Raw genomic sequence first — 19035 nt, forward strand, 5'->3', positions numbered from 1 at the left:
AGCCTTCCCTTGCAAAAAAAAATTTCTACAAACCCCAGTTAATTTACATAACTAACACACTTATCTGCTAGTATCCTGATAAGTTTTTCGGAGGAGGACGCTCAAAAAAATTTAGTATTGGTAAACTTCGCCGAATTTATAGACAAATATTGATTCATGCTGATGTCAATGGTAGTTTGAATATTTTACGTAAAGTAGTCCCGACAGCATTTAGTCTAGGGATAGAGGAGCCACTGCGTTGGGCGGGTTTCCCGACTTGTAGCAAGTGGCGTGGCGTTGTAGTCCGCCCCGTCGGGGTTATTCCCGTCCAACGAAAGGCATGAGATATTTGTCTATGTTTTTTGGAACTATACAGATACAGCGAATCTTCTGACTCCTAAATTCTGATAGAGTATGCAAACTGTTTATTTACAAACGCTGTTCATACTATGAAACCGATATAATACAGAATTTTTTATCGCTGACAATAAATTTTGACGTATTTCTAGCTACACTTAACCCAAGCAAAAATTTTTCTGATCTTGCATTTTTGTAAGATGAGCATGATAACTTTTTACAGTTAAGTCACCACATAGGAGCTTTCATGACAGACCAACCACCCGTAGCAAACCCAATGAATGCCGCAGCTATTCCCATGAATCGAGTAACGGCAACCCCTAGCCCCATAAATAACAATGTGAATAAGCCAATGGGGGGATCAGGGAAAAATATTCTCAGTGTTGATTTAGGAAGAACCTCCACCAAAACTTGTATTAGCCGCGAACCTGGCAATGTGGCTTTCATTACTTCCAATGTGAAACAAATGTCCATGGAACAAATACGAGGTGGCGTATTTGAGTCTAAGATGACTGATCCTCTCATGGATTTGTGGCTGGAATATCAAGGTAACGGATACGCTGTAGGTCAATTGGCTGCTGATTTTGGTGCTAATTTGGGAGTCGGCCAATCCAAGGTAGAAGATGCTTTAGCTAAAGTATTAGCAGCCGCTGGTTACTTTAAACTCAAAGACGATATTTCTATAATTGTTGGTTTGCCTTTCCTTTCTTTAGAACAATTTGAAAAAGAAAAAGCTCAGTTAACCAGTCTCATCAGCGGACCTCATGTCATGAATTTCCGTGGTGAAACTGTGTCTTTAAATGTCACCAAAGTTTGGGTAATGCCAGAAGGTTACGGTAGCTTGCTGTGGTCTGAAGCTCAACCCAATAAAGTCACCTCAATGCCTGATTTTACTAAGGTATCTGTGGGTATTGTTGATATCGGCCACCAAACCATTGACTTGCTCATGGTGGATAATTTCCGCTTTGCTAGAGGTCTTTCTCAAAGTGAAGATTTCGGGATGAGCAGTTTTTATGAAATGGTGGCTAAGGAAATTGAAGGTGCTGATAGTCAGTCTTTAGCCTTAATTTCTGCGGTGAATAAGCCCAAAGGTGAGCGTTTTTACCGTCCCAAAGGTGCAAGTAAACCTACGAACTTAGATGATTTTCTCCCTAATTTAACAGAGCAGTTTTCACGGGAAATTTGCTCTCGTGTCTTAGCCTGGCTACCAGAACGGGTAACAGATGTAATTATCACCGGTGGTGGTGGTGAGTTCTTCTGGGAAGCTGTACAGCGTCTACTCAAAGAAGCTCAGGTTAATGCCCATCTAGCTGCTCCTTCCCGTCAAGCTAATGCTTTAGGGCAGTATATTTATGGAGAGGCGCAATTGTCTGCTAGTCGCGCAGCTAGGTAATAAAACTGATGTTCCAATGGTCAAAAAAGGTAGTTAAATCCGTCACTTTTAACCCAGAAATTGCTGATGAGAGTTTGTTAGCACAGGTAGAAAGCTACTTGGAAGCACAACCTGAAAAGACTTTCAGTGACCTTTGTAAACAGGCTCTCTGGCAAGCTTTATGTGTACCGGAATCTGTACGACCTTCTCCAAATACAGCAACATCGCCCACTGAACACCAAATCAGTGAGTTGCAACGTCAAATAGCTGACCTTGAGGAACGTTTTTTTGCTAAGGAATCCAACCGTTTACAAACGATGGAAAGCCAGATATTGCAACTGACTCAACAAGTAGCACAACTGGCAATTATGGTCAGTCAAGGGTCTTCTACTCAGAATTCAACTTCACCATTACCAACTGTAGAGGTAGTTAATAATACTGTTTCTACCCCCGATCCCGCTCCCCAAGAAGTTGATCCTGTTATCAGCCGTCTGAGTCAATTCCTTGATGATTTCTAAGAAAAAAGCAAATTCACAAGCGTTTTTACAAGATCGGGAATTTTGAGAAGTCTACTGTTTACACCCAGGAATTAAAACATTTCTGGGTGTAATCTTTTTCGGGTGGGGTGATGGGGTGATTAAGAAAAATAACCAATGACTAATGACTAAGAACGAGTTTTCCACAAATAGCTAGATAGCAAATTTGTGAGTATGTGGGCAATAATTGGAACTAATAAGTTGCCAGTTAATAAGGTGCTGTATCCCAATATGATGCCAATAATGGTTGCCCACACCACATAAGGCCATTGTTCTGAACCACTCAGATGTAAAACTCCAAAACAGGCACTTGATACAATTACTGCTAAATGATTAGCTCCTAAAGCTGGTAACATGACACCACGAAATAATAATTCTTCGCTTAACCCAGGCAATAAACCTAACCAAAGCAGGTCTGGTAAAGCTAAAGGTTTAAGTACCATTTCTAGGTAATAGTCTGCACTTTGACGATAGGCAGCAAAAAAGTGATAAGCTAAACTGCTTAAAATAGTGATAATTAGACCTAACCCGAATCCCAAACATAAATGTATTGGCGACCAATACAACTTAAATAGGGGAAAGTTGCCAAAACGCAACCACAATTTGGCGACTATCCATAAAACGATCGCTGTTGCACCAATAGCTACAAGCACTTGAGTACGGGAGAGATTGGGAATTTCTGGTTTTTGCTTTTGTTGTTCAACCACAGGCTTTTAGATAAATCAGTAATGGGTAATGGGTCATGGAATGGGTAATGGGTAGAAAAACTATTCCTTGTTCCCTATTCCCTTGTTTATGACTAATGAGTAAGGATTAATACCTGCCTTGTGAGCGACTAGGACACCTACTGCTTCTAAATAAGAGTTTACTTGTATGGATTTAATTCCCAAGACTGCGGCAGGAACTTGGATTAAAGTTTTATTTTCTGCAACTGTAATGATTTGACATTGTTTTTCACTTAAACTCAGTAAGGTGCCACTCCCACAAGCGTTTGCTGGTACTATAACAGCATCAACTTGATCTGCCCAAATATCTGCTTGTAAAGAATTGCTAACTTGCCTACTGAGGATAAACTGAGGAGCGCGACTCAAGCCGACAAGAACACAAGGTAAAAATGTATAACCTATTTCTTCGGCTGCTGAACGGGGTGATAAATGGGGATCTGGGGGTTCTGCTGCCAGAGCGGGAGCGTGAGCGCAGGGAATTTGAAAATGACGGACTAATAAGTGGCTAATTACGGCTTCTGCACCTGCTAAGGGGTCTACACCTTGACCATAACGATAATTTTGGCTGGCTTCTTCATCTATATTATCGGGAAATCTGGCAACTACTGCGATCGCCTCTGCTTTCTCGTTTTTAATTAATTTTTCTGCCGCTCGCAATAAACTGTCTGGGTTGCCTATTGTTCCCCAACTTGCACCAGATGATGATATCCGTAATTCTACGTTTAATGGAGCATCTGTAATTACATGATCTGTAATATTTAATCCTAGTGTGGCTCTGGCTGCGTCTGCTGTTTGCAGATGTCTTAGCATTAATTCTGGTTCTATGCCTTGGTCTAAAAGTAAACCGACTCGGTTACTATGCACAGGTCTTAAACCCCATTCCCCGGCAGCAAATTTATCTAAACCGTATCCTTCTACATATAAAGAGTTAGGAATATTCCAGTATAAACTTGCACCGTTTAAAACATTGGGATGAGTAATCAGGCGATCGCATACCTGTGATATAACTCTAGCTACAGGTAATGCGTCACCAGCATAACCACCAATGGCTGCACCGATACCAGTAGGTATAATTAAAATAGCTGTATAGGGACGTTGCATAATCATTTAATGATAACGAATAAAATTGACTCAAATATCTTAAATAAATGCCTTCCATTGTTCAATTTTTCTACTCGTCAATAAAGACTAAAATCTCAAAACAAAAATATTAAACATTACCATTACTGATTACAAATATGGGCGTTGCCGATTTTGAGGTTTTCAATTTATTATTCTCATTTAGCAACGCCTGCAAATTAATTATTCAGCACTAGCTGTAGTCACAACAGCTTCTACAGTAGCTTTTTCTTTCTCTGCATCTACAGCAGTCACAGCCCAACGCAAAGGTTCACCTTGCTTCTTCAGTTCTGCTTCAATGGTTTTTTGTAATTCTGTAGGTGTTTCTTGTAAATCAATTTCGGCAGTAATAAAATGAGTAGTCATGATAGTAAAAACTATGATTGTTGATTTCTAGAATACAGCTATTTTGAGGTGATTGGTAATTGGTAATTGGTAATTTAGAAAAATATATTACCCATTACCTATTACTAAGTTCTTAATCTTTACCAAATTGCTTTTGATAAACTACTTCTTCTTTGTCTGTTTCTACCTTTAAATCAGACAGAGGTTTAGACACACAAAGTAAAGCATAGCCTTGTTCTTGTAACTCTGGACTTACACCCATACCTTCAGATTGATCTACACTTCCTTGGGTAATTAAAGCAGCACAAGTTGTACAAACCCCTGCATGACAGGAAGCAGGTAACTCTAAACCCGCTGTTTCTGCAACGGATAACACTGTTTCACCTTCAGGAACTTGCAAGTTATAAATTGTACCTTGGTGGTTAATTTCAACGGCGTAAGTTTTGGACATACGTAATAGCTGAGTCTTTCAACGGATAAATTACATATCTTATCTGATATTATGCCAATTTCACAATATTTACTCTTGACTACAAATTTTGCCAATTATAACTGCTGGGTGCTGAATCCTGAATGTTTAATAAAAATAATCATTTCATTACCTACAACTGGACTACGGGCAATTAATTTATCTTGAGAATCTATAATTTGTAAATGCGTAAAATCTAATTCTTGAGAACGTTGTAATATATCCCCTGCTAATTTTTTTTGTGCTGATTTTTCTAACCTGTACCAATCATCACGGATGGTAATTATTAAATCGCTGGTATGCAAATTAGCTTGAATAGATTTTATCAGATTAACCGTAATATTTTCACCTTCTTTATTTTGTATAGTAACTACAGCAATTTCTGCTAATTGATTTTTAATAGCAGCTATTAAATTTTGTTCTGGTGTTAATTCTACAGATGTGGGGATAGGTTCAGGTTCTGGTATTAATGTAGGAATAGGTTCAGGTTCTGGTGTTGATGTGGGGATAGGTTCAGGTTCTGGTGTTGATGTAGGAATAGGTTCAGGTTCTGGTGTTGATGTAGGAATAGGTTCAGGTTCTGGTGTTGATGTAGGAATAGCTTCAGGTGTAATAACTTCCTCAACTGGGGGAATAATTGCAACTTCGGTAGGTTTAGAGGTAAATAAAAATGTAGTTAACACAACTAAAACTACAGCAAATACTGCAAAAATTAATGTTAAAACTGTATCTGATACATTATTAGAAACCTGAGATGGTAAAAACAAGCGAAAAGTCTGTAAAAACTTATCCCATCCTAACAAAATCCTTTCTAAAAGATTAGGCTTTTTTTCAGTTGTTGCGGATTGTTCTGTTTCTAACTTGACAACAGTATTTTCTAAAAATCCAATTGTTCCCCTTAAAAATTGAATTATTGTCGTTTTCCAAAGTGACTGATTTTTCTGATCAGGTTTTGGAGAAAGGGAATTTTGTGGTTTATCCCTTGATTTATTCCTTGTTTTCCTCTGCTTGTCTCGTGACATGGAACTTTCACCCAATTAAATGATTCAATGATAGAAGTTAGAAGTCAGGATATAAAATTTAGAAGTCCTTTATTGTACCATTAGTTGAATTTATTGATTTATGAAACTTAAACGTCGTCAATTTCTAATTTTAGGTGGTGTTAGCACTATTGGTTCAGGATTTTTAGGTTGGAAATTCGCTAGTCAAAATTCTGAAAATCCATTCTTAGAAACTGTCATAGCGGCAAATCCAAATCCCCAAGATTTATTACTACGTTTTGTCTCAGTTGCTGATACTGGAACTGGTGCAAGGGGACAATATGCTGTAGCTAAGTCCATGAATTTTTATCACCAAAAAAATCCTTACAATACAGTGATTTTAGCTGGAGATAATATTTACAATAAGGGAGAAATTGAAAAAATAGAAGCTGTTTTTGAAAAACCTTATCAACCTTTGTTACAACAAGGTGTAAAATTTCATGCTTGTTTGGGAAATCATGATATTAGAACTGATAACGGTAATCCACAGGTGCAATATCCTGCGTTTAATATGCAAGGAAAACGTTACTATACCTTTAGTAAAAATAATGTCCAGTTCTTCGCTTTAGATACTAATGGTAATGCTGATTGGGAAAATCAATTAATTTGGTTAGAAAAAGAATTGAGTTTAAGTAAAGCGACTTGGAAAGTAGTTTTTGGTCATCATCCCATTTATGCTTCAGGTCATTATGGCAATAATCCCAAATTTATCAAAATTTTTACACCTCTATTTAAAAAGTATGGTGTACAACTTTACATCAATGGTCATGAACATCATTATGAACGCACTCGTGCTATTAATGGTACAACCTATGTAATATGTGGTGCAGGGGCAGGAAGTCGTCCTGTGGGTCGTTCTAAATGGACTGAATATTCTACCAGTAATTTAAGTTTTGCTACCTATGATGTTTATGCAGATAGAATTGAAGTCCAAGGAATTGGTACTAATAATCGTGTTTTTGATCGGGGGGTAATTAGTTTGTAGAATTATACAGCAGCCAGCTATCAGCTAAAATTTAAGAACCTGAAAATCAACAACAAAGAGGATAATTTTTCAGATTAGGAAAGGTTTCAATTTTTTAGAACTGTTTTCCTCTTGATTTGTAATTTCAGAATAATAAGCTGATAGCTGAAAGCTAAATTTAAAGTAAGGATACAGAATTCAGAATTCAGAATGAATGAGAGTTTTCAAGGTATTCTTGATAATTGATGAAAAAACATACTGCTGTGAATCACTGCTACAAAAAATATTCTGACTCCTGACTCCTGAATTCTTACAATTTAAAACTGCCGTAAAAAACGTAAATCGCTATTATATAAACGGCGAATATCATCAATTTGATGTAAAACCATTGCAAACCGTTCTACACCAAAACCGGCGGCAAAACCAGTATAAATTTCCGGGTCATAACCCACAGATTTCAATACATTGGGGTCTACCATACCGCAACCCATCACTTCTAACCAGCGACCGTTCCACTGTAAATCTACTTCCGCAGAAGGTTCTGTAAATGGGAAATAACTAGCGCGGAAGCGGATAGGTAAATCGCCAAACATTGCTTGTAAAAATACTTTGACAGTGCCTTTAAGGTCACTAAAAGTTAGTCCTTCATCTACTGCTAACAGTTCTATTTGATGGAAAACAGCGGAGTGAGTAGCATCTACATCATCTCGCCGATAAACCCTACCTGGGGCGACGATTTTGATCGGTGGTTCTTCCTTTTCCATATAACGAATTTGCACCGATGAGGTGTGAGTCCGCAATAAGTTACCATCGGGTAAATAGAAAGTATCCTGCATATCACGGGCGGGGTGGTCAGGTGGGGTGTTGAGGGCTTCAAAATTATAGTAGTCTGTTTCCATTTCTGACCCTTGCGCCACAGTGTAACCCAGACCGACAAAGATATCCAGAGCTTGGTCAATGATACCATTGAGGGGATGAACCCGACCTTGGGGACGGTAAATACCAGGCATGGTGACATCTAGAGTTTCAGCCTCTAACTGTGCCTGAATTTGGGCAGATTCTAAAGCGGCACGTTGCTGGTCAAGACTATTTTGTAAAGCTTCTTTGACAGTATTGGCGATCGCACCAACTTGAGGACGTTCTTCCGCGCTCAATTTACCCATATTGCGTAAAAGTACGCCTAGTTGACCTTTTTTACCCAAATAATTAACTCTGAGTTCTTCTAAAGCTTCCAGGGTATTCACAGCTGCGATCGCTGCAACTCCATCCTGCTGCAATCCTAAAAGTTGATCCTCTAAATTACTAGTCATTAGTTAGTCAGTGGTCATGAATTATGAATTTAGTGATCAGTTATTAGTAGTCAGTGGCAAAATATAAACAACTAACAACTGATTCAGGAAAATTAACCTTAGCAATGTGCCATGAATGAGTCAATGGCAAAAGTTCAAGCATCTCCCCTGTTTACCAGTTTAGAAGCTGATCAACCATGAAAAATATTTTTTCTTGTTGTTGTGACCAAAAACACTGACAACATATTCTTAACTAATGATTAATAACTAAATCACCAATTACCAATGACCAATTACCAATGATCAATGAAATTACTAATTAGTAACGATGACGGTATTTATGCTTTGGGTATTCGCACTTTAGCTAACACCTTAGCAGAAGCCGGTCACGAAGTGAGCGTAGTTTCTCCAGACCGAGAAAGATCCGCAACCGGACATGGATTAACCTTACATCAACCAATTCGCGCTGAAATAGTTGAAGCAGTGTTTCATCCATCCATAAATGCTTGGGCTTGTGATGGTACACCTTCCGACTGTGTAAAATTAGCTCTGTGGGCATTACTCGATTCTCCTCCCGACTTGGTAGTATCAGGAATAAACCAAGGTGCCAACTTAGGTACAGAAATTTTGTACTCCGGCACTGTTTCCGCCGCAATGGAAGGTATGATAGAAGGTATCCCCAGTATTGCTCTGAGTTTAACCAGCTACGATCACAAAGACTTTCAACCAGCGGCAAAATTTGCCAAGCTTTTAGTAGACCAAATAGCAGCCCAACCCGTCAAAGATTTAATGCTACTTAACGTTAACATCCCTCCTGTTTCCTGGGAAGAAATAGTCGGTGTCACCATTACTCGACAAGGAATAAGACGCTATACCGACGTTTTTGATAAGCGAGTTGACCCCCGTGGCAAAACTTATTATTGGCTAACTGGAGAAGTTTTAGAGGATGTAGAACCACCACCAGGTTTAAATGTAGCTGCAAACGTGCCAATTGACGTAGAAGTTATCCGTAAAAACTTCATTAGTATAACTCCCTTGCAATACAATCTTACCTATGCCAGCGGACTGCAAAAACTATCTCAATGGGATTTTAAATTTCCGTAAATTTTTGCGGTATTTGCTGATAATTTAATTTAAATTAAACACTCCTTCATATAAACCCAATATACCCAATACAAATATAGGAGCTATATTTAGGATCACCAAATACAGATAAATTCCGGTTAATTAAGAGTTTTTCTGTATAGTGTGTCTCACTAATTATTACATCTTACAGAACAGCATCAAATGAGCAACTGTATGTAAGAATACGGAAATTAGGGAACAATACCGTTGACTCCATTTGATTGAAACTAGAGTATGCTTTATTACCAATAGGTACTTTATAATCAAAGTAGTCAGAAAGCATAGACTAGGAATATAAGCAGAATTTTCGTTGATTTATCGCCCGCTCAGTCCAGCAAACAACACCCATGTCTAGGATAGAGAACCAATTTACCGTACAATTTTGGGGCGTGAGGGGTAGCATACCCTGTCCAGGTCCACACACCGTCCGTTATGGAGGTAATACCCCTTGTGTTGCCATGCAAGTGGGTGGTAAACGCTTAGTTTTTGATTGTGGAACAGGAGTTCACGTTTTGGGACAGTCATTATTGTCCCAAATGCCCGTAGAAGGTCACATCTTCTTCACTCACTCCCACTGGGATCATATGCAGGGATTTCCGTTCTTCACCCCGGCTTTTATTAAAGGTAATAACTTTAATATTTATGGGGCGATCGCTCCAGATGGTTCAACAATTGAGCAACGTCTCAATGACCAAATGCTCCATCCCAATTTCCCAGTACCCTTACAAATCATGCAGGCCAATCTGAATTTTAACAACATTCAACCAGGCCAACCTATTCACATTGATGATATCACCATAGAAACAGCACATCTTAACCATCCAGGGGAAGCCGTAGGATATCGAGTTAACTGGCGTGGTGGTGCTGCCGTTTACATCACAGACACTGAACATTTTCCGGATAAATTAGATGAAAATGTCTTGTGGTTATCACGGAATGCAGATGTTTTGATTTACGATTCTACCTACACAGACGATGAATATTATTCATCCAAATCACCAAAAATAGGCTGGGGACATTCTACATGGCAAGAAGCTGTGAAAATAGCCCAAGCGGCCAATGTCAAAACCTTAGTTATATTCCATCACGATCCTGCTCACAAGGATGATTTCTTAGATAATGTAGGTAAACAAGCAGCTGATAAATTTCCTGGGGCAATTATGGCTAGGGAGGGGTTAATACTTCAAGTTCCGGTTTTAGATTCCGTCTCTGAATCGTTACCTATAACTAAGTCTTGAAATCATGACAGGTGACAGGTGACAGGTGACAGGTGACAGGTGACAGGTGACAGTTTTTGTTAAATGCTTTTGAATTTAGGAAAGAAGCGGAAAATTGACGTTGTAGAAATTGTGATAATTGTCAGAAATAGCTTTTAATGTCAGTCTTGATTATTTTCTGTTGGGAACTCTTCTATCACTGACCTGCTAAAATAAACCTAAAATTCCAGAATCTAAGTGCTAAATTTGTCTCAAAATGGGTGTTCTGTGTGGGTTGCTGCTTCAATAGAACAGCTACTAACACCAACTGCTATTGCTCTTGGTAAGTTCGATGGTGTTCATCTTGGTCATCAAAGAGTAATTCAACCAATTTTGCATTCAGTTGTCGGTAAACAGAGGCGGGAAGATAGGAAAAAATTATCAGAAGACCTACCTAGTCATCCAACTGAATTATCAACTTTATCAGCACCCCAAAAATCTATATATTCTACCGTTGTCACCTTCGATCCCCATCCCCAGGAGTTTTTTAGCGGCCAACGTCGCTCCTTGTTAACACCCCTAGAAGAAAAAGTAGAACAATTGCGATCGCTAGGTGTACAACAACTTGTATTATTACCTTTTAATCAAGAATTATCCGCCCTTTCTCCAGAAGATTTTGTGGAGAAAGTCATTGTCCAACAGCTGCAATGTCGAAAAATTAGTGTTGGGGAAGATTTCTGTTTTGGGAAAAAACGTGTGGGTACAGCGAAAGATTTGCAGAAAATAGCCGCCCGGTACGATATACCAGTCACCATAGTTCCAATTCAAACTGATACAAATAACCTACCAAAAAATACTGATTGCACTCACAATAGTGGGTTAATGGAAGATGGACGTATCAGTACCTCATCAATTCGCCAAAGTTTAGAAACTGGAGATATTACCAAAGCTAACCGTCTATTAGGCAGACCTTACAGCTTAATTGGTGAAGTTGTGACAGGACAAAAATTAGGAAGAACCATTGGTTTTCCCACCGCTAATCTACAACCACCAACAGAGAAATTTTTACCCTGTCAAGGAGTTTATGCGGTTAAAGTTCTCATCCCTAGCGAAACTCCTAATAATGAACCTATACAAAAAATGGGGGTAATGAACATTGGCAATCGTCCCACCGTCAACGGTACAAATTCATCTATAGAAGTACATTTATTTGATTGGTCTGGTGACTTGTACGGTCAAAAAATAGTAGTAGAATTAGTAAAATTTTTACGTCCTGAACAAAAATTTTCTGATTTAGAAGCCCTGAAAAACCAAATTCAACTTGACAGCACTATAGCTAGAGAAGTTTTAATTGGTCAATACTGAATTTGGATAATTACCAGGGAACAATGTATATATTGGTGATTAGTGATTGGGAAATATATGTTACCCATTACCCATTACCTATTACCCATTACCCATTACCTAGTCAGTATGAGAGAAAAAATTGACGCTTTAACACAAAATCTAGCTCGTACCATCGTTGGTAAAAATGAGGCAGTACGTTTAGTATTAGTAGCTTTACTTGGTGGTGGTCATGCCTTGTTAGAAGATGTACCAGGAGTTGGTAAAACCCTGCTGGCTAAATCTTTAGCGCGTTCTGTAGACGGTAAATTTCAAAGATTACAATGTACCCCGGATTTACTCCCCACAGATATTACAGGTACAAATATTTGGAATCCCAAAACAGGCGAATTTTCCTTTATGCCAGGGCCGATATTTGCCAATGTGCTGTTAGCAGATGAAATTAACCGCGCTACTCCCCGTACTCAGTCAGCTTTGCTGGAAGTAATGGAAGAACGTCAAGTAACAATTGATGGTGTATCCCGTCTTGTTCCTCAACCTTTCTTTGTGATTGCAACTCAAAACCCCGTCGAATATCAAGGTACATTCCCCTTACCAGAAGCACAGATGGATAGATTTATGTTGTCCTTGAGTTTGGGTTATCCCTCTGAGTCAGAAGAAATGCAAATGTTGCAAAATTTCCAACAAGGTGTCCAACTAAGTGATTTACAACCCTGCATTAGTTTAGAAGAAGTAGCTCAATTACGCCAACTTTGTTCACAGGTAAATATAGATAAATCCTTACAACAATACATTTTAGATTTAGTGCGGACTACTAGACAGGATGAAGAAATTACTTTAGGTGTGAGTCCTCGTGGTACGGTGGCATTACAAAAAGCATCCCAAGCATTAGCATTTATTTTAGATAGAGATTATGTGATTCCCGATGATGTGAAATTTTTAGCGCCTTATATTTTAAGTCATCGTTTAATTCCTAGAGGTGGTAGGAATGCTAAAACAGTAGTTGATAGGATTTTGCGGTCTGTGGCAATTCCTTAATTTTATTATCCCTCTCTGCGTCTTTGCGTGAGAAAACAAAAAAGCGACTAGAAGTCGTGGCTAAACAGAGAAAACCCACCTGCGTGGGTTTCAAACTCTTGATTTTTACATCAGTATATTTTGAAACAATCGCCTGTGAACATCTGGTAGGAACAGTAGTAAAACCAGAATATCTCAACGACGATAAATTGGGGAGAGTCATAGATAAACTATTTATAAAAGAATTGGATATAATATTTTTTATTATTGCCTTAAAAGCCGCTCGAAAATGTGGAGTATCACTATCAACATCACACCTAGACTCATCATGCTTTGGTCAAATAGCAGTAGAATATCAAGAACAATATTAAACATAGAAAATTAAATTAATTGGAAACCTCCTAAGTTTAACAAAATCTGAGCAAATGGAGATTTTTCACAGTTAGTAAATCCTACTGTCAAATAACTTTTTTTAAATTCTTTAAATCCTGGTTGGTTGTTAAGAATAATGTAAGGTTCAATAAACATTTTAGAGTTGCCTCCATATACTATATGATCTTGTACATAACCATGATTAAGTTCGCAACCATAAGGAATAAAACAGCTTATCAATATATAGATTTTTTCATGTTTGAACATAATCAACTCAGACAAGTTATCATAATTTGCTCTTACATAATCCTCATAATTTCCAGAAGCTATTAAAAAAATAGGACGTTGATTTTCAATAGCTTTATTTATTAAAGTTATCTTACTTACACTTGTATTAATTGATAATTCTTCCCCATCTTCTGCATCAAAATGTGGACAATATCCTGCTGTTGCGACTTGATGAGTTTGAATATAAACTCCTCCAAGTGATAATTTAGGCTGAATTTTTACAGCTTTTCTGTTGAGTTCTGGTTGATAATAATTAATAGCTTGCTTTTCTAGTATTCTAAGATTTTCTGCAAGATTAGAAATTTTATTTAATAAATCTTCGGTGACAACTCGATAACGGATAATAGCATTTTCAATTTCTGCAAATTCTGATTGACGATGATGATTTAGGTGACGATTTCTCAAATTATGAGAAAGTCCTATATACATAACGGGAGAATCACCATTACCAACATAATAAATACCTGGTTTTGTAGGTAAATCCTTACGTTGATGATATGGCAAGAATGGCATTTCTTTGTAATTGAGATTTAGCTTCATATTTAATTAGCGTTTGTAGCAACTGATAAACTCTCTAAATACCCAACCCCAAACCCTATATTTACCCTTGTGATAACCAGATATTTTTGTCCAAGGTCTTCCTTTATTATCATAGGCAATTTCTAGAATGTAAACTTCCTTGCCATTTTTCAATTGATTTATAATTTTACCATTGGGGACATCTCTTACATTCAAAGGAGTATCTGTAGGGTCAGTAACTTTACAAACTTCCTCAGCTTTCGCTGGTGAAATTACAGCATTAACACCACCAAATAAAACTAAAGAGACAACCAAATAAGACCACACTTTCATAAAAATTTTTCCTTACTTTTAAAAAGTATTGTATTTCATCAGTTAATCAATCCGCAACATTACTTGATGAATTAGTAAAAATTTCCTCAACACCTTGACGAATAGCATCTTCCATATCTTCCAGCGTTGCAGGTTCACCATCAGATTTCAAACAACCTGCGACATCCTCCAACTTAGTTACCACAAAAGGCTTTTTAGTTTTTAATAAGGCTGGTTTTGTTGTAGTAAATTCTAACTCAATGAGAAATTTTGACATATTGATTTCCATGATAGGTAGAAATAGGTTCACCAGTAATTACAGAATAAAGAACATCGGGATCTAAATCTGCTCCATTATCCCAATAAATTGTTCCCCATTCAAGGTTAACTTTCACAGTTTTAAAAAATTCTAAATCCTGTAAAGTTTGAAAAACTCCAGTAAATTCAACTAATTGACTAACATCAACAATACCTTCTTTACCATCTGCAAATTTCAGATAGAGTTGATAGTTCTCTTGAGGAATGACTTCTATAATATCTTGCAACATAATTTACCAAAAAAATGGGTCTAAAGCCCCGTCCTTCTAGGACGGCTTTTCTTTAAATTGCGGATCAACTCTCTAAGTACATCATTTTGAGTACGGCTTGTTTCTGAGCAATACTCCACAAGTAGTTTATATTCCTCCTCTGAACATCTGATAGTTAATTTTTTCATGCCGTCATATTGCCGTTAACTTGTGATATAATACTAGCATGAAAACACTAAAGTTTAAGTTATACGAACACAAAAGGAATAGACACCTCAAGCGAATGATTAATGCCGCAGGGGTGATCTACAACCATTGTATTGCCCTGCATAAACGGTATTACCGAATGTGGGGTAAACACTTAAACTGTGCAAAACTTCAGTCGCATATTGCCAAACTAAGAAAACGCAATGCTTTCTGGCAGTCATTAGGTTCTCAGGCAGTACAAGATATTTGTCAAAGAATAGACAAAGCATACCAATTATTCTTTAAACACAACAAAAAAGGAGTGAGACCACCAGGGTTTAAGAAAGTTAAGAAATATAAATCTTTCACTCTTAAACAAGCTGGTTATAAATTATTGGATGGTAATAGAGTAAAAATCGGGAATCGAGTTTATCAATTTTGGAAATCTAGAGAAATAGAAGGAAAGATTAAAACAATAACCATAAAGCGTACCGCATTAGGTGAAATGTTTATGGTTATTGTAGTTGATAATGAGCTAGAACCAGAAATCAAATCAACGACTGGTAAGATAGCGGGGTTTGATTTTGGATTAAAAACCTTCCTGACTTGTTCTGATGGAACTAAAATTGATTCTCCAGAGTTTCTAAAACAATCTCTAAATGCTATTAAGAAAGCTAGTAGACATCATTCCAAAAAGGTAAAAGGTTCAAACAACAGAGAAGGAGCTAGAAAGAATTTAGTTCGTAAACACGAAGATGTTTGTAACAGAAGACGTGATTGGTTTTGGAAACTAGCGCATACATTGACTGACAAGTTTGATGTTTTATGTTTTGAAACTTTAAACCTCAAAGTTATGCAACGTCTTTGGGGTAGAAAAATATCAGACTTAGCTTTTGGAGAATTTATACAAATATTAGAATGGGTAGCCAAAAAGAAAAACAAACAACTTGTTTTTGTGGATAGGTGGTATCCATCTAGTAAAACTTGTTCTTGCTGTGGTCATGTTTTAGAAAGTCTAGATTTGGCGATTAGACAGTGGCGTTGTCCATCTTGTAATTCAGTCAATGGACGTGATGAAAACGCTGCTAGAAATATTCAAATGGTTGGGGCATCAACCATTGGTTTAGGCGATGTGAGACTGGCTATAGCCAGCAATTGCTGTTTGACCCCAGAATCCTCACCCTTTTAGGGTGGGGAGTATGTCAATCTAATGGTTCGATTTTCTCTAAAGAATCATTTTGTCTAGCCAAGTTCCAGTTTTTGAGAAGTTCTGATTTGTGGATTGCTGCCCATTCAATTACTAAACCTAAAACTCTAGGACTAAGTTTACCTTCTAAAATTGATAATGTTTCTATATCAATAATTGCCTTTTGTTGATTATAACGAACGTGAAAATGTGGTGGAGGATGATCATTATAATACATGGTAATAATAATTCCTAAAAAACGGCAAACTTCCGGCATTCCATTACCTGATAATATATTTTTTTTAATCATCATATTTTAGCATATTCTCTTTCTTTGCACCTCTGCGTGAGAAAACAAAAAAAAGGACGAACCCAAAAAGTCCGTCCTAAAATTGCCAAAGAAAACGCAAAACTTTAAACCTTAGCTTCTTCCCTTACCAACTTATCCCAACCCAAATCCCTCAAATTATTATTCCTTCTTAAAGGACGAGTTACCAACTCTAAAACATCCCGCGCATTCCCAAAACCATGTATCTGTGCAAAAGTAAATTCCACAGACCATTTAGTATTAATTCCCCGCGCTTCTAAAGGATTTGCATGAGCCATACCAGTAATTACCAAATCTGGTTTTAACTCATAAATTCGTTGAACTTGATTGTAATTATCTGGCTTTTCAATAATTCGTGGTAAAGGAACATTCATTTCCTGACAAGTCTTTTCTAACAAAGCTAACTCCGCAGCTTGATAGCGTTTATCCATGTAGGGAATACCGATTTCTGGGACAGTCATTCCGCAGCGAATTAAGAACCTTCCCAGAGAAATTTCCAGTAAATTATCACCCATAAAAAACACAGATTTACCGCGAATTAATTGCACGTAATCTTCTAAATTTGCCCATATCTGCGCTTCTCTTTCATCTAAACCTTGGGGTGTAATTCCAAACACAGAACAGATTTTTTCAATCCATGCTCTTGTACCATCGGGACCAATCGGGAATGGTGCGCCAATTAATTTACATTTTCTGCGTCGCATTAAAGTTGTCGCGGTACGACTGAGGAAAGGATTAACACCAGCGACATAATAACCTTCTTCTAAAACAGGTAATTCTGTAAACCGTTTTGCAGGTAGCCAACCAGAAACTTTAATACCTTGTTTCTTTAATTCTAAAGTTAATTGAGTAACTACTGGGTCAGGTAAAGAACCGAATAAAACCAAAGGTGGATGGTCTACATATTCTGATTCATCTTGAGTAATGTCTTCTTTTTTCTTACCAAAATTCATCAGCTTCTGAATGGCGTTACGCTCGCCTTTTTCAGTTTCCGTTACTGGTGCTTTATCAGGACAACGGTTAGCCATGGCAGCTAATACCGTGTCTTCTCCTTGGGTAAAGGCATAATCCAAACCATTAGCGCGAGCAACAACAATAGGAATACCAATTTCCGCTTCTAACTTTGGTGCTAAACCTTCCAAATCAGTTTTAATAATTTCCGTGGTACAAGTACCAATCCAAACTATCACACTAGGATTGCGATCGCGTTTAATTTGCTCACACAATCTTTTCAATTCTTCATAATCATTTAACTGTGCGGAAATATCACCTTCTTCTAACTCAGCCATGGCATAACGGGGTTCAGCAAAAATCATTACCCCCATCGCATTTTGCAGAAAATAACCGCAAGTTTTTGTACCAATAACTAAAAAGAAACTATCTTCAATTTTTTGATATAACCAAGCCACACAACTAATAGGACAAAAAGTATGATAATTACCAGTTTCACATTCAAAATTTAAAGCAGAATTTTCTTTAGCGACTGTCATTTAAATATTCTCCCCTTAAATAAGGTTTACAAGTTAGTTATCAGGAAGCAGGAGTATGGTTTACGGGACGTAGCACTATTTGGAATCAGAATTTATTTTTCTCCCCATCTCCCCATCTCCCCATCTCCTACTGTTCCCTGATAACCGATTTAATTATTGGGGAAGAGACGAGCCATTTCCGACTCATCAAAGACCTCAGAAGGCAGTTCTTCACCTAAAAGGCTATTATTTTCTTCACCCTCATTTAGCGATGTTTCATCACCCCAAACATCAGAGATGACATCCCGAAATTCATTCTCATCGGGTTGATTGAGTTCATCAAATCCATTGTTATCAGCGATATTAAAATCACCTAAACCATCATCATTGTTGTCCTCTGTCAAACTGATAGACTCAAAGGACATTTCCCCAAAATCATCTCCTGTATCCAAATCAGATGGTGGTTGGAAATCCTGTGTAATGCTGTCTTCAGATAAAGACACATCATCAAAGGCATTTTCATCCACATCATCCATTTTGAACTCGTGAACAGCGACTTGTTCTTCCATGCTGAAATCATCATCTACTGATGGTTGCACGTCAGAAATTTCTTCTGTCACCTCTGGAGACCCATTTGAGTAAATCTCTGGTTCTTGCATCGGACTCAACCGATTACCAAGGCTAATATCTGGATCAAAATGTAAACCCAAGACATCAATCAAAGTATCAGCGTCTGGATTTAACTTTGCAAACGGAAACATCAACTGAGCTAGTTTTGGCTCTAGAGCATTGACTACACCCAAAATTAGATAGGAAGAAGGACGCTTCCCTCCATCAGGGGTATAAACCGATTCTATGGTCATTTGCAAGGTAATCCAATCGCGGTTGGCTTGAAAGAATTGCAACCACTTTTGTTTAATTGAATCCGTAAAACTATCAAAGAACGCCATATTGTCCTCCATGCTGAAGAG

Annotated in this window: 23 protein-coding genes; 10 read left to right on the plus strand and 13 right to left on the minus strand. The window is 37.7% G+C overall.

The window, feature by feature from the left end; translation table 11 throughout:
• Positions 1–149 precede the first annotated feature (149 nt).
• The 3 genes from WJM97_RS03430 to WJM97_RS03440 all read left to right on the plus strand — a co-directional run bounded on the left by WJM97_RS03430 (position 150) and on the right by WJM97_RS03440 (position 2226).
• A complete protein-coding gene (locus tag WJM97_RS03430) occupies positions 150–323 on the plus strand; it encodes a hypothetical protein (RefSeq protein WP_353931649.1) in 174 nt (57 codons plus the stop codon).
• 260 nt (positions 324–583) lie between these two features.
• The gene (locus tag WJM97_RS03435; protein ID WP_353931650.1) at positions 584–1729 is read left to right on the plus strand and encodes a ParM/StbA family protein; all 1146 of its coding nucleotides are present in this window, start codon (positions 584–586) and stop codon (positions 1727–1729) included.
• A gap of 8 nt (positions 1730–1737) precedes the next feature.
• The gene (locus WJM97_RS03440; protein ID WP_353931651.1) at positions 1738–2226 is read left to right on the plus strand and encodes a plasmid segregation centromere-binding protein ParR; all 489 of its coding nucleotides are present in this window, start codon (positions 1738–1740) and stop codon (positions 2224–2226) included.
• 146 nt (positions 2227–2372) lie between these two features.
• Here the strand turns inward: WJM97_RS03440 and WJM97_RS03445 are convergent, their stop codons facing one another.
• From WJM97_RS03445 to WJM97_RS03465, 5 genes are all read right to left on the minus strand, one after another.
• Complete coding sequence (locus tag WJM97_RS03445) at positions 2373–2951, minus strand: type II CAAX endopeptidase family protein (RefSeq protein WP_353931652.1); 579 nt, start codon at positions 2949–2951, stop codon at positions 2373–2375.
• 60 nt (positions 2952–3011) lie between these two features.
• Positions 3012–4070, minus strand: coding sequence for a DUF3326 domain-containing protein (locus WJM97_RS03450; RefSeq protein ID WP_353931653.1), 1059 nt, complete (start codon positions 4068–4070; stop codon positions 3012–3014).
• 201 nt (positions 4071–4271) lie between these two features.
• Complete coding sequence (locus WJM97_RS03455) at positions 4272–4454, minus strand: hypothetical protein (RefSeq protein WP_353931654.1); 183 nt, start codon at positions 4452–4454, stop codon at positions 4272–4274.
• 112 nt (positions 4455–4566) lie between these two features.
• Positions 4567–4884: a 2Fe-2S iron-sulfur cluster-binding protein gene (locus WJM97_RS03460; RefSeq protein WP_353931655.1), complete on the minus strand. Its 318-nt coding sequence runs from the start codon at positions 4882–4884 to the stop codon at positions 4567–4569.
• A 95-nt stretch (positions 4885–4979) separates the two neighbouring features.
• Complete coding sequence (locus WJM97_RS03465) at positions 4980–5924, minus strand: hypothetical protein (RefSeq protein ID WP_353931656.1); 945 nt, start codon at positions 5922–5924, stop codon at positions 4980–4982.
• Positions 5925–6024: 100 nt separating this feature from the next.
• Between WJM97_RS03465 and WJM97_RS03470 the strand changes: the two genes are divergently transcribed.
• A complete protein-coding gene (locus WJM97_RS03470; RefSeq protein ID WP_353931657.1) occupies positions 6025–6927 on the plus strand; it encodes a metallophosphoesterase in 903 nt (300 codons plus the stop codon).
• A gap of 296 nt (positions 6928–7223) precedes the next feature.
• On the opposite strand, the gene pheS is transcribed toward WJM97_RS03470, so the two are convergent.
• Positions 7224–8216, minus strand: coding sequence for a phenylalanine--tRNA ligase subunit alpha (gene pheS / locus WJM97_RS03475; RefSeq protein WP_353931658.1), 993 nt, complete (start codon positions 8214–8216; stop codon positions 7224–7226).
• A gap of 285 nt (positions 8217–8501) precedes the next feature.
• On the opposite strand from pheS, the gene surE reads away from it, so the two are divergent.
• From surE to WJM97_RS03500, 5 genes are all read left to right on the plus strand, one after another.
• The gene (surE, locus tag WJM97_RS03480) at positions 8502–9299 is read left to right on the plus strand and encodes a 5'/3'-nucleotidase SurE (protein WP_353931659.1); all 798 of its coding nucleotides are present in this window, start codon (positions 8502–8504) and stop codon (positions 9297–9299) included.
• Positions 9300–9667: 368 nt separating this feature from the next.
• Complete coding sequence (locus tag WJM97_RS03485; RefSeq protein ID WP_353931660.1) at positions 9668–10558, plus strand: MBL fold metallo-hydrolase; 891 nt, start codon at positions 9668–9670, stop codon at positions 10556–10558.
• Positions 10559–10774: 216 nt separating this feature from the next.
• Complete coding sequence (locus WJM97_RS03490) at positions 10775–11881, plus strand: bifunctional riboflavin kinase/FAD synthetase (protein ID WP_353931661.1); 1107 nt, start codon at positions 10775–10777, stop codon at positions 11879–11881.
• A 108-nt stretch (positions 11882–11989) separates the two neighbouring features.
• Positions 11990–12898 (plus strand): MoxR family ATPase, encoded by a 909-nt coding sequence (locus WJM97_RS03495; protein ID WP_353933098.1) that lies wholly within the window; start codon positions 11990–11992, stop codon positions 12896–12898.
• 56 nt (positions 12899–12954) lie between these two features.
• Complete coding sequence (locus tag WJM97_RS03500) at positions 12955–13248, plus strand: DUF4277 domain-containing protein (protein ID WP_353931662.1); 294 nt, start codon at positions 12955–12957, stop codon at positions 13246–13248.
• A 10-nt stretch (positions 13249–13258) separates the two neighbouring features.
• Here WJM97_RS03500 and WJM97_RS03505 read toward each other — a convergent pair whose 3' ends face one another.
• The 4 genes from WJM97_RS03505 to WJM97_RS03520 are packed head-to-tail and all read right to left on the minus strand — an operon-like array spanning position 13259 to position 14916.
• On the minus strand, positions 13259–14077 hold the full coding sequence (locus WJM97_RS03505; protein WP_353931663.1) for a hypothetical protein: 819 nt from the start codon (positions 14075–14077) through the stop codon (positions 13259–13261).
• 6 nt (positions 14078–14083) lie between these two features.
• Positions 14084–14389 carry an SH3 domain-containing protein gene (locus tag WJM97_RS03510; RefSeq protein ID WP_353931664.1) on the minus strand — a complete coding sequence of 102 codons (306 nt, stop codon included), beginning with the start codon at positions 14387–14389 and terminating at the stop codon, positions 14084–14086.
• Positions 14390–14435: 46 nt separating this feature from the next.
• A complete protein-coding gene (locus WJM97_RS03515) occupies positions 14436–14645 on the minus strand; it encodes a hypothetical protein (RefSeq protein WP_353931665.1) in 210 nt (69 codons plus the stop codon).
• Positions 14626–14916 (minus strand): DUF2442 domain-containing protein, encoded by a 291-nt coding sequence (locus WJM97_RS03520; RefSeq protein ID WP_353931666.1) that lies wholly within the window; start codon positions 14914–14916, stop codon positions 14626–14628. Before WJM97_RS03520 ends, WJM97_RS03515 begins: the two co-directional genes overlap by 20 nt.
• A gap of 205 nt (positions 14917–15121) precedes the next feature.
• Here WJM97_RS03520 and WJM97_RS03525 point away from each other — a divergent pair, with 205 nt between their 5' ends.
• Complete coding sequence (locus WJM97_RS03525) at positions 15122–16270, plus strand: RNA-guided endonuclease TnpB family protein (protein WP_353931373.1); 1149 nt, start codon at positions 15122–15124, stop codon at positions 16268–16270.
• A 13-nt stretch (positions 16271–16283) separates the two neighbouring features.
• On the opposite strand, the gene WJM97_RS03530 is transcribed toward WJM97_RS03525, so the two are convergent.
• From WJM97_RS03530 to WJM97_RS03540, 3 genes are all read right to left on the minus strand, one after another.
• On the minus strand, positions 16284–16580 hold the full coding sequence (locus WJM97_RS03530) for a DUF4160 domain-containing protein (protein ID WP_353931667.1): 297 nt from the start codon (positions 16578–16580) through the stop codon (positions 16284–16286).
• 101 nt (positions 16581–16681) lie between these two features.
• Positions 16682–18085, minus strand: a complete 1404-nt coding sequence (locus tag WJM97_RS03535; RefSeq protein WP_353931668.1) for a ferredoxin:protochlorophyllide reductase (ATP-dependent) subunit N — start codon at positions 18083–18085, stop codon at positions 16682–16684.
• Between the two features lie 149 nt (positions 18086–18234).
• Positions 18235–19014, minus strand: coding sequence for a DUF5331 domain-containing protein (locus WJM97_RS03540; RefSeq protein WP_353931669.1), 780 nt, complete (start codon positions 19012–19014; stop codon positions 18235–18237).
• Positions 19015–19035 lie beyond the last annotated feature (21 nt).

The organism is Okeanomitos corallinicola TIOX110, assembly GCF_038050375.1.
Classification (GTDB): Bacteria; Cyanobacteriota; Cyanobacteriia; order Cyanobacteriales; family Nostocaceae; genus Okeanomitos; species Okeanomitos corallinicola.

What these genes read in the sequence shown, in the direction of transcription:
- WJM97_RS03515 (WP_353931665.1), bottom strand. Translation starts at nt 14,645, where the DNA reads ATGTCAAAATTTCTCATTGAGTTAGAATTTACTACAACAAAACCAGCC.
- WJM97_RS03535 (WP_353931668.1), bottom strand. Translation starts at nt 18,085, where the DNA reads ATGACAGTCGCTAAAGAAAATTCTGCTTTAAATTTTGAATGTGAAACT.
- WJM97_RS03485 (WP_353931660.1), top strand. Translation starts at nt 9,668, where the DNA reads ATGTCTAGGATAGAGAACCAATTTACCGTACAATTTTGGGGCGTGAGG.
- WJM97_RS03440 (WP_353931651.1), top strand. Translation starts at nt 1,738, where the DNA reads ATGTTCCAATGGTCAAAAAAGGTAGTTAAATCCGTCACTTTTAACCCA.
- WJM97_RS03465 (WP_353931656.1), bottom strand. Translation starts at nt 5,924, where the DNA reads ATGTCACGAGACAAGCAGAGGAAAACAAGGAATAAATCAAGGGATAAA.
- surE (WP_353931659.1), top strand. Translation starts at nt 8,502, where the DNA reads ATGAAATTACTAATTAGTAACGATGACGGTATTTATGCTTTGGGTATT.
- WJM97_RS03520 (WP_353931666.1), bottom strand. Translation starts at nt 14,916, where the DNA reads ATGTTGCAAGATATTATAGAAGTCATTCCTCAAGAGAACTATCAACTC.
- WJM97_RS03540 (WP_353931669.1), bottom strand. Translation starts at nt 19,014, where the DNA reads ATGGCGTTCTTTGATAGTTTTACGGATTCAATTAAACAAAAGTGGTTG.
- WJM97_RS03460 (WP_353931655.1), bottom strand. Translation starts at nt 4,884, where the DNA reads ATGTCCAAAACTTACGCCGTTGAAATTAACCACCAAGGTACAATTTAT.
- WJM97_RS03455 (WP_353931654.1), bottom strand. Translation starts at nt 4,454, where the DNA reads ATGACTACTCATTTTATTACTGCCGAAATTGATTTACAAGAAACACCT.
- WJM97_RS03510 (WP_353931664.1), bottom strand. Translation starts at nt 14,389, where the DNA reads ATGAAAGTGTGGTCTTATTTGGTTGTCTCTTTAGTTTTATTTGGTGGT.
- pheS (WP_353931658.1), bottom strand. Translation starts at nt 8,216, where the DNA reads ATGACTAGTAATTTAGAGGATCAACTTTTAGGATTGCAGCAGGATGGA.
- WJM97_RS03470 (WP_353931657.1), top strand. Translation starts at nt 6,025, where the DNA reads ATGAAACTTAAACGTCGTCAATTTCTAATTTTAGGTGGTGTTAGCACT.
- WJM97_RS03450 (WP_353931653.1), bottom strand. Translation starts at nt 4,070, where the DNA reads ATGCAACGTCCCTATACAGCTATTTTAATTATACCTACTGGTATCGGT.
- WJM97_RS03495 (WP_353933098.1), top strand. Translation starts at nt 11,990, where the DNA reads ATGAGAGAAAAAATTGACGCTTTAACACAAAATCTAGCTCGTACCATC.
- WJM97_RS03505 (WP_353931663.1), bottom strand. Translation starts at nt 14,077, where the DNA reads ATGAAGCTAAATCTCAATTACAAAGAAATGCCATTCTTGCCATATCAT.
- WJM97_RS03525 (WP_353931373.1), top strand. Translation starts at nt 15,122, where the DNA reads ATGAAAACACTAAAGTTTAAGTTATACGAACACAAAAGGAATAGACAC.
- WJM97_RS03435 (WP_353931650.1), top strand. Translation starts at nt 584, where the DNA reads ATGACAGACCAACCACCCGTAGCAAACCCAATGAATGCCGCAGCTATT.
- WJM97_RS03530 (WP_353931667.1), bottom strand. Translation starts at nt 16,580, where the DNA reads ATGATGATTAAAAAAAATATATTATCAGGTAATGGAATGCCGGAAGTT.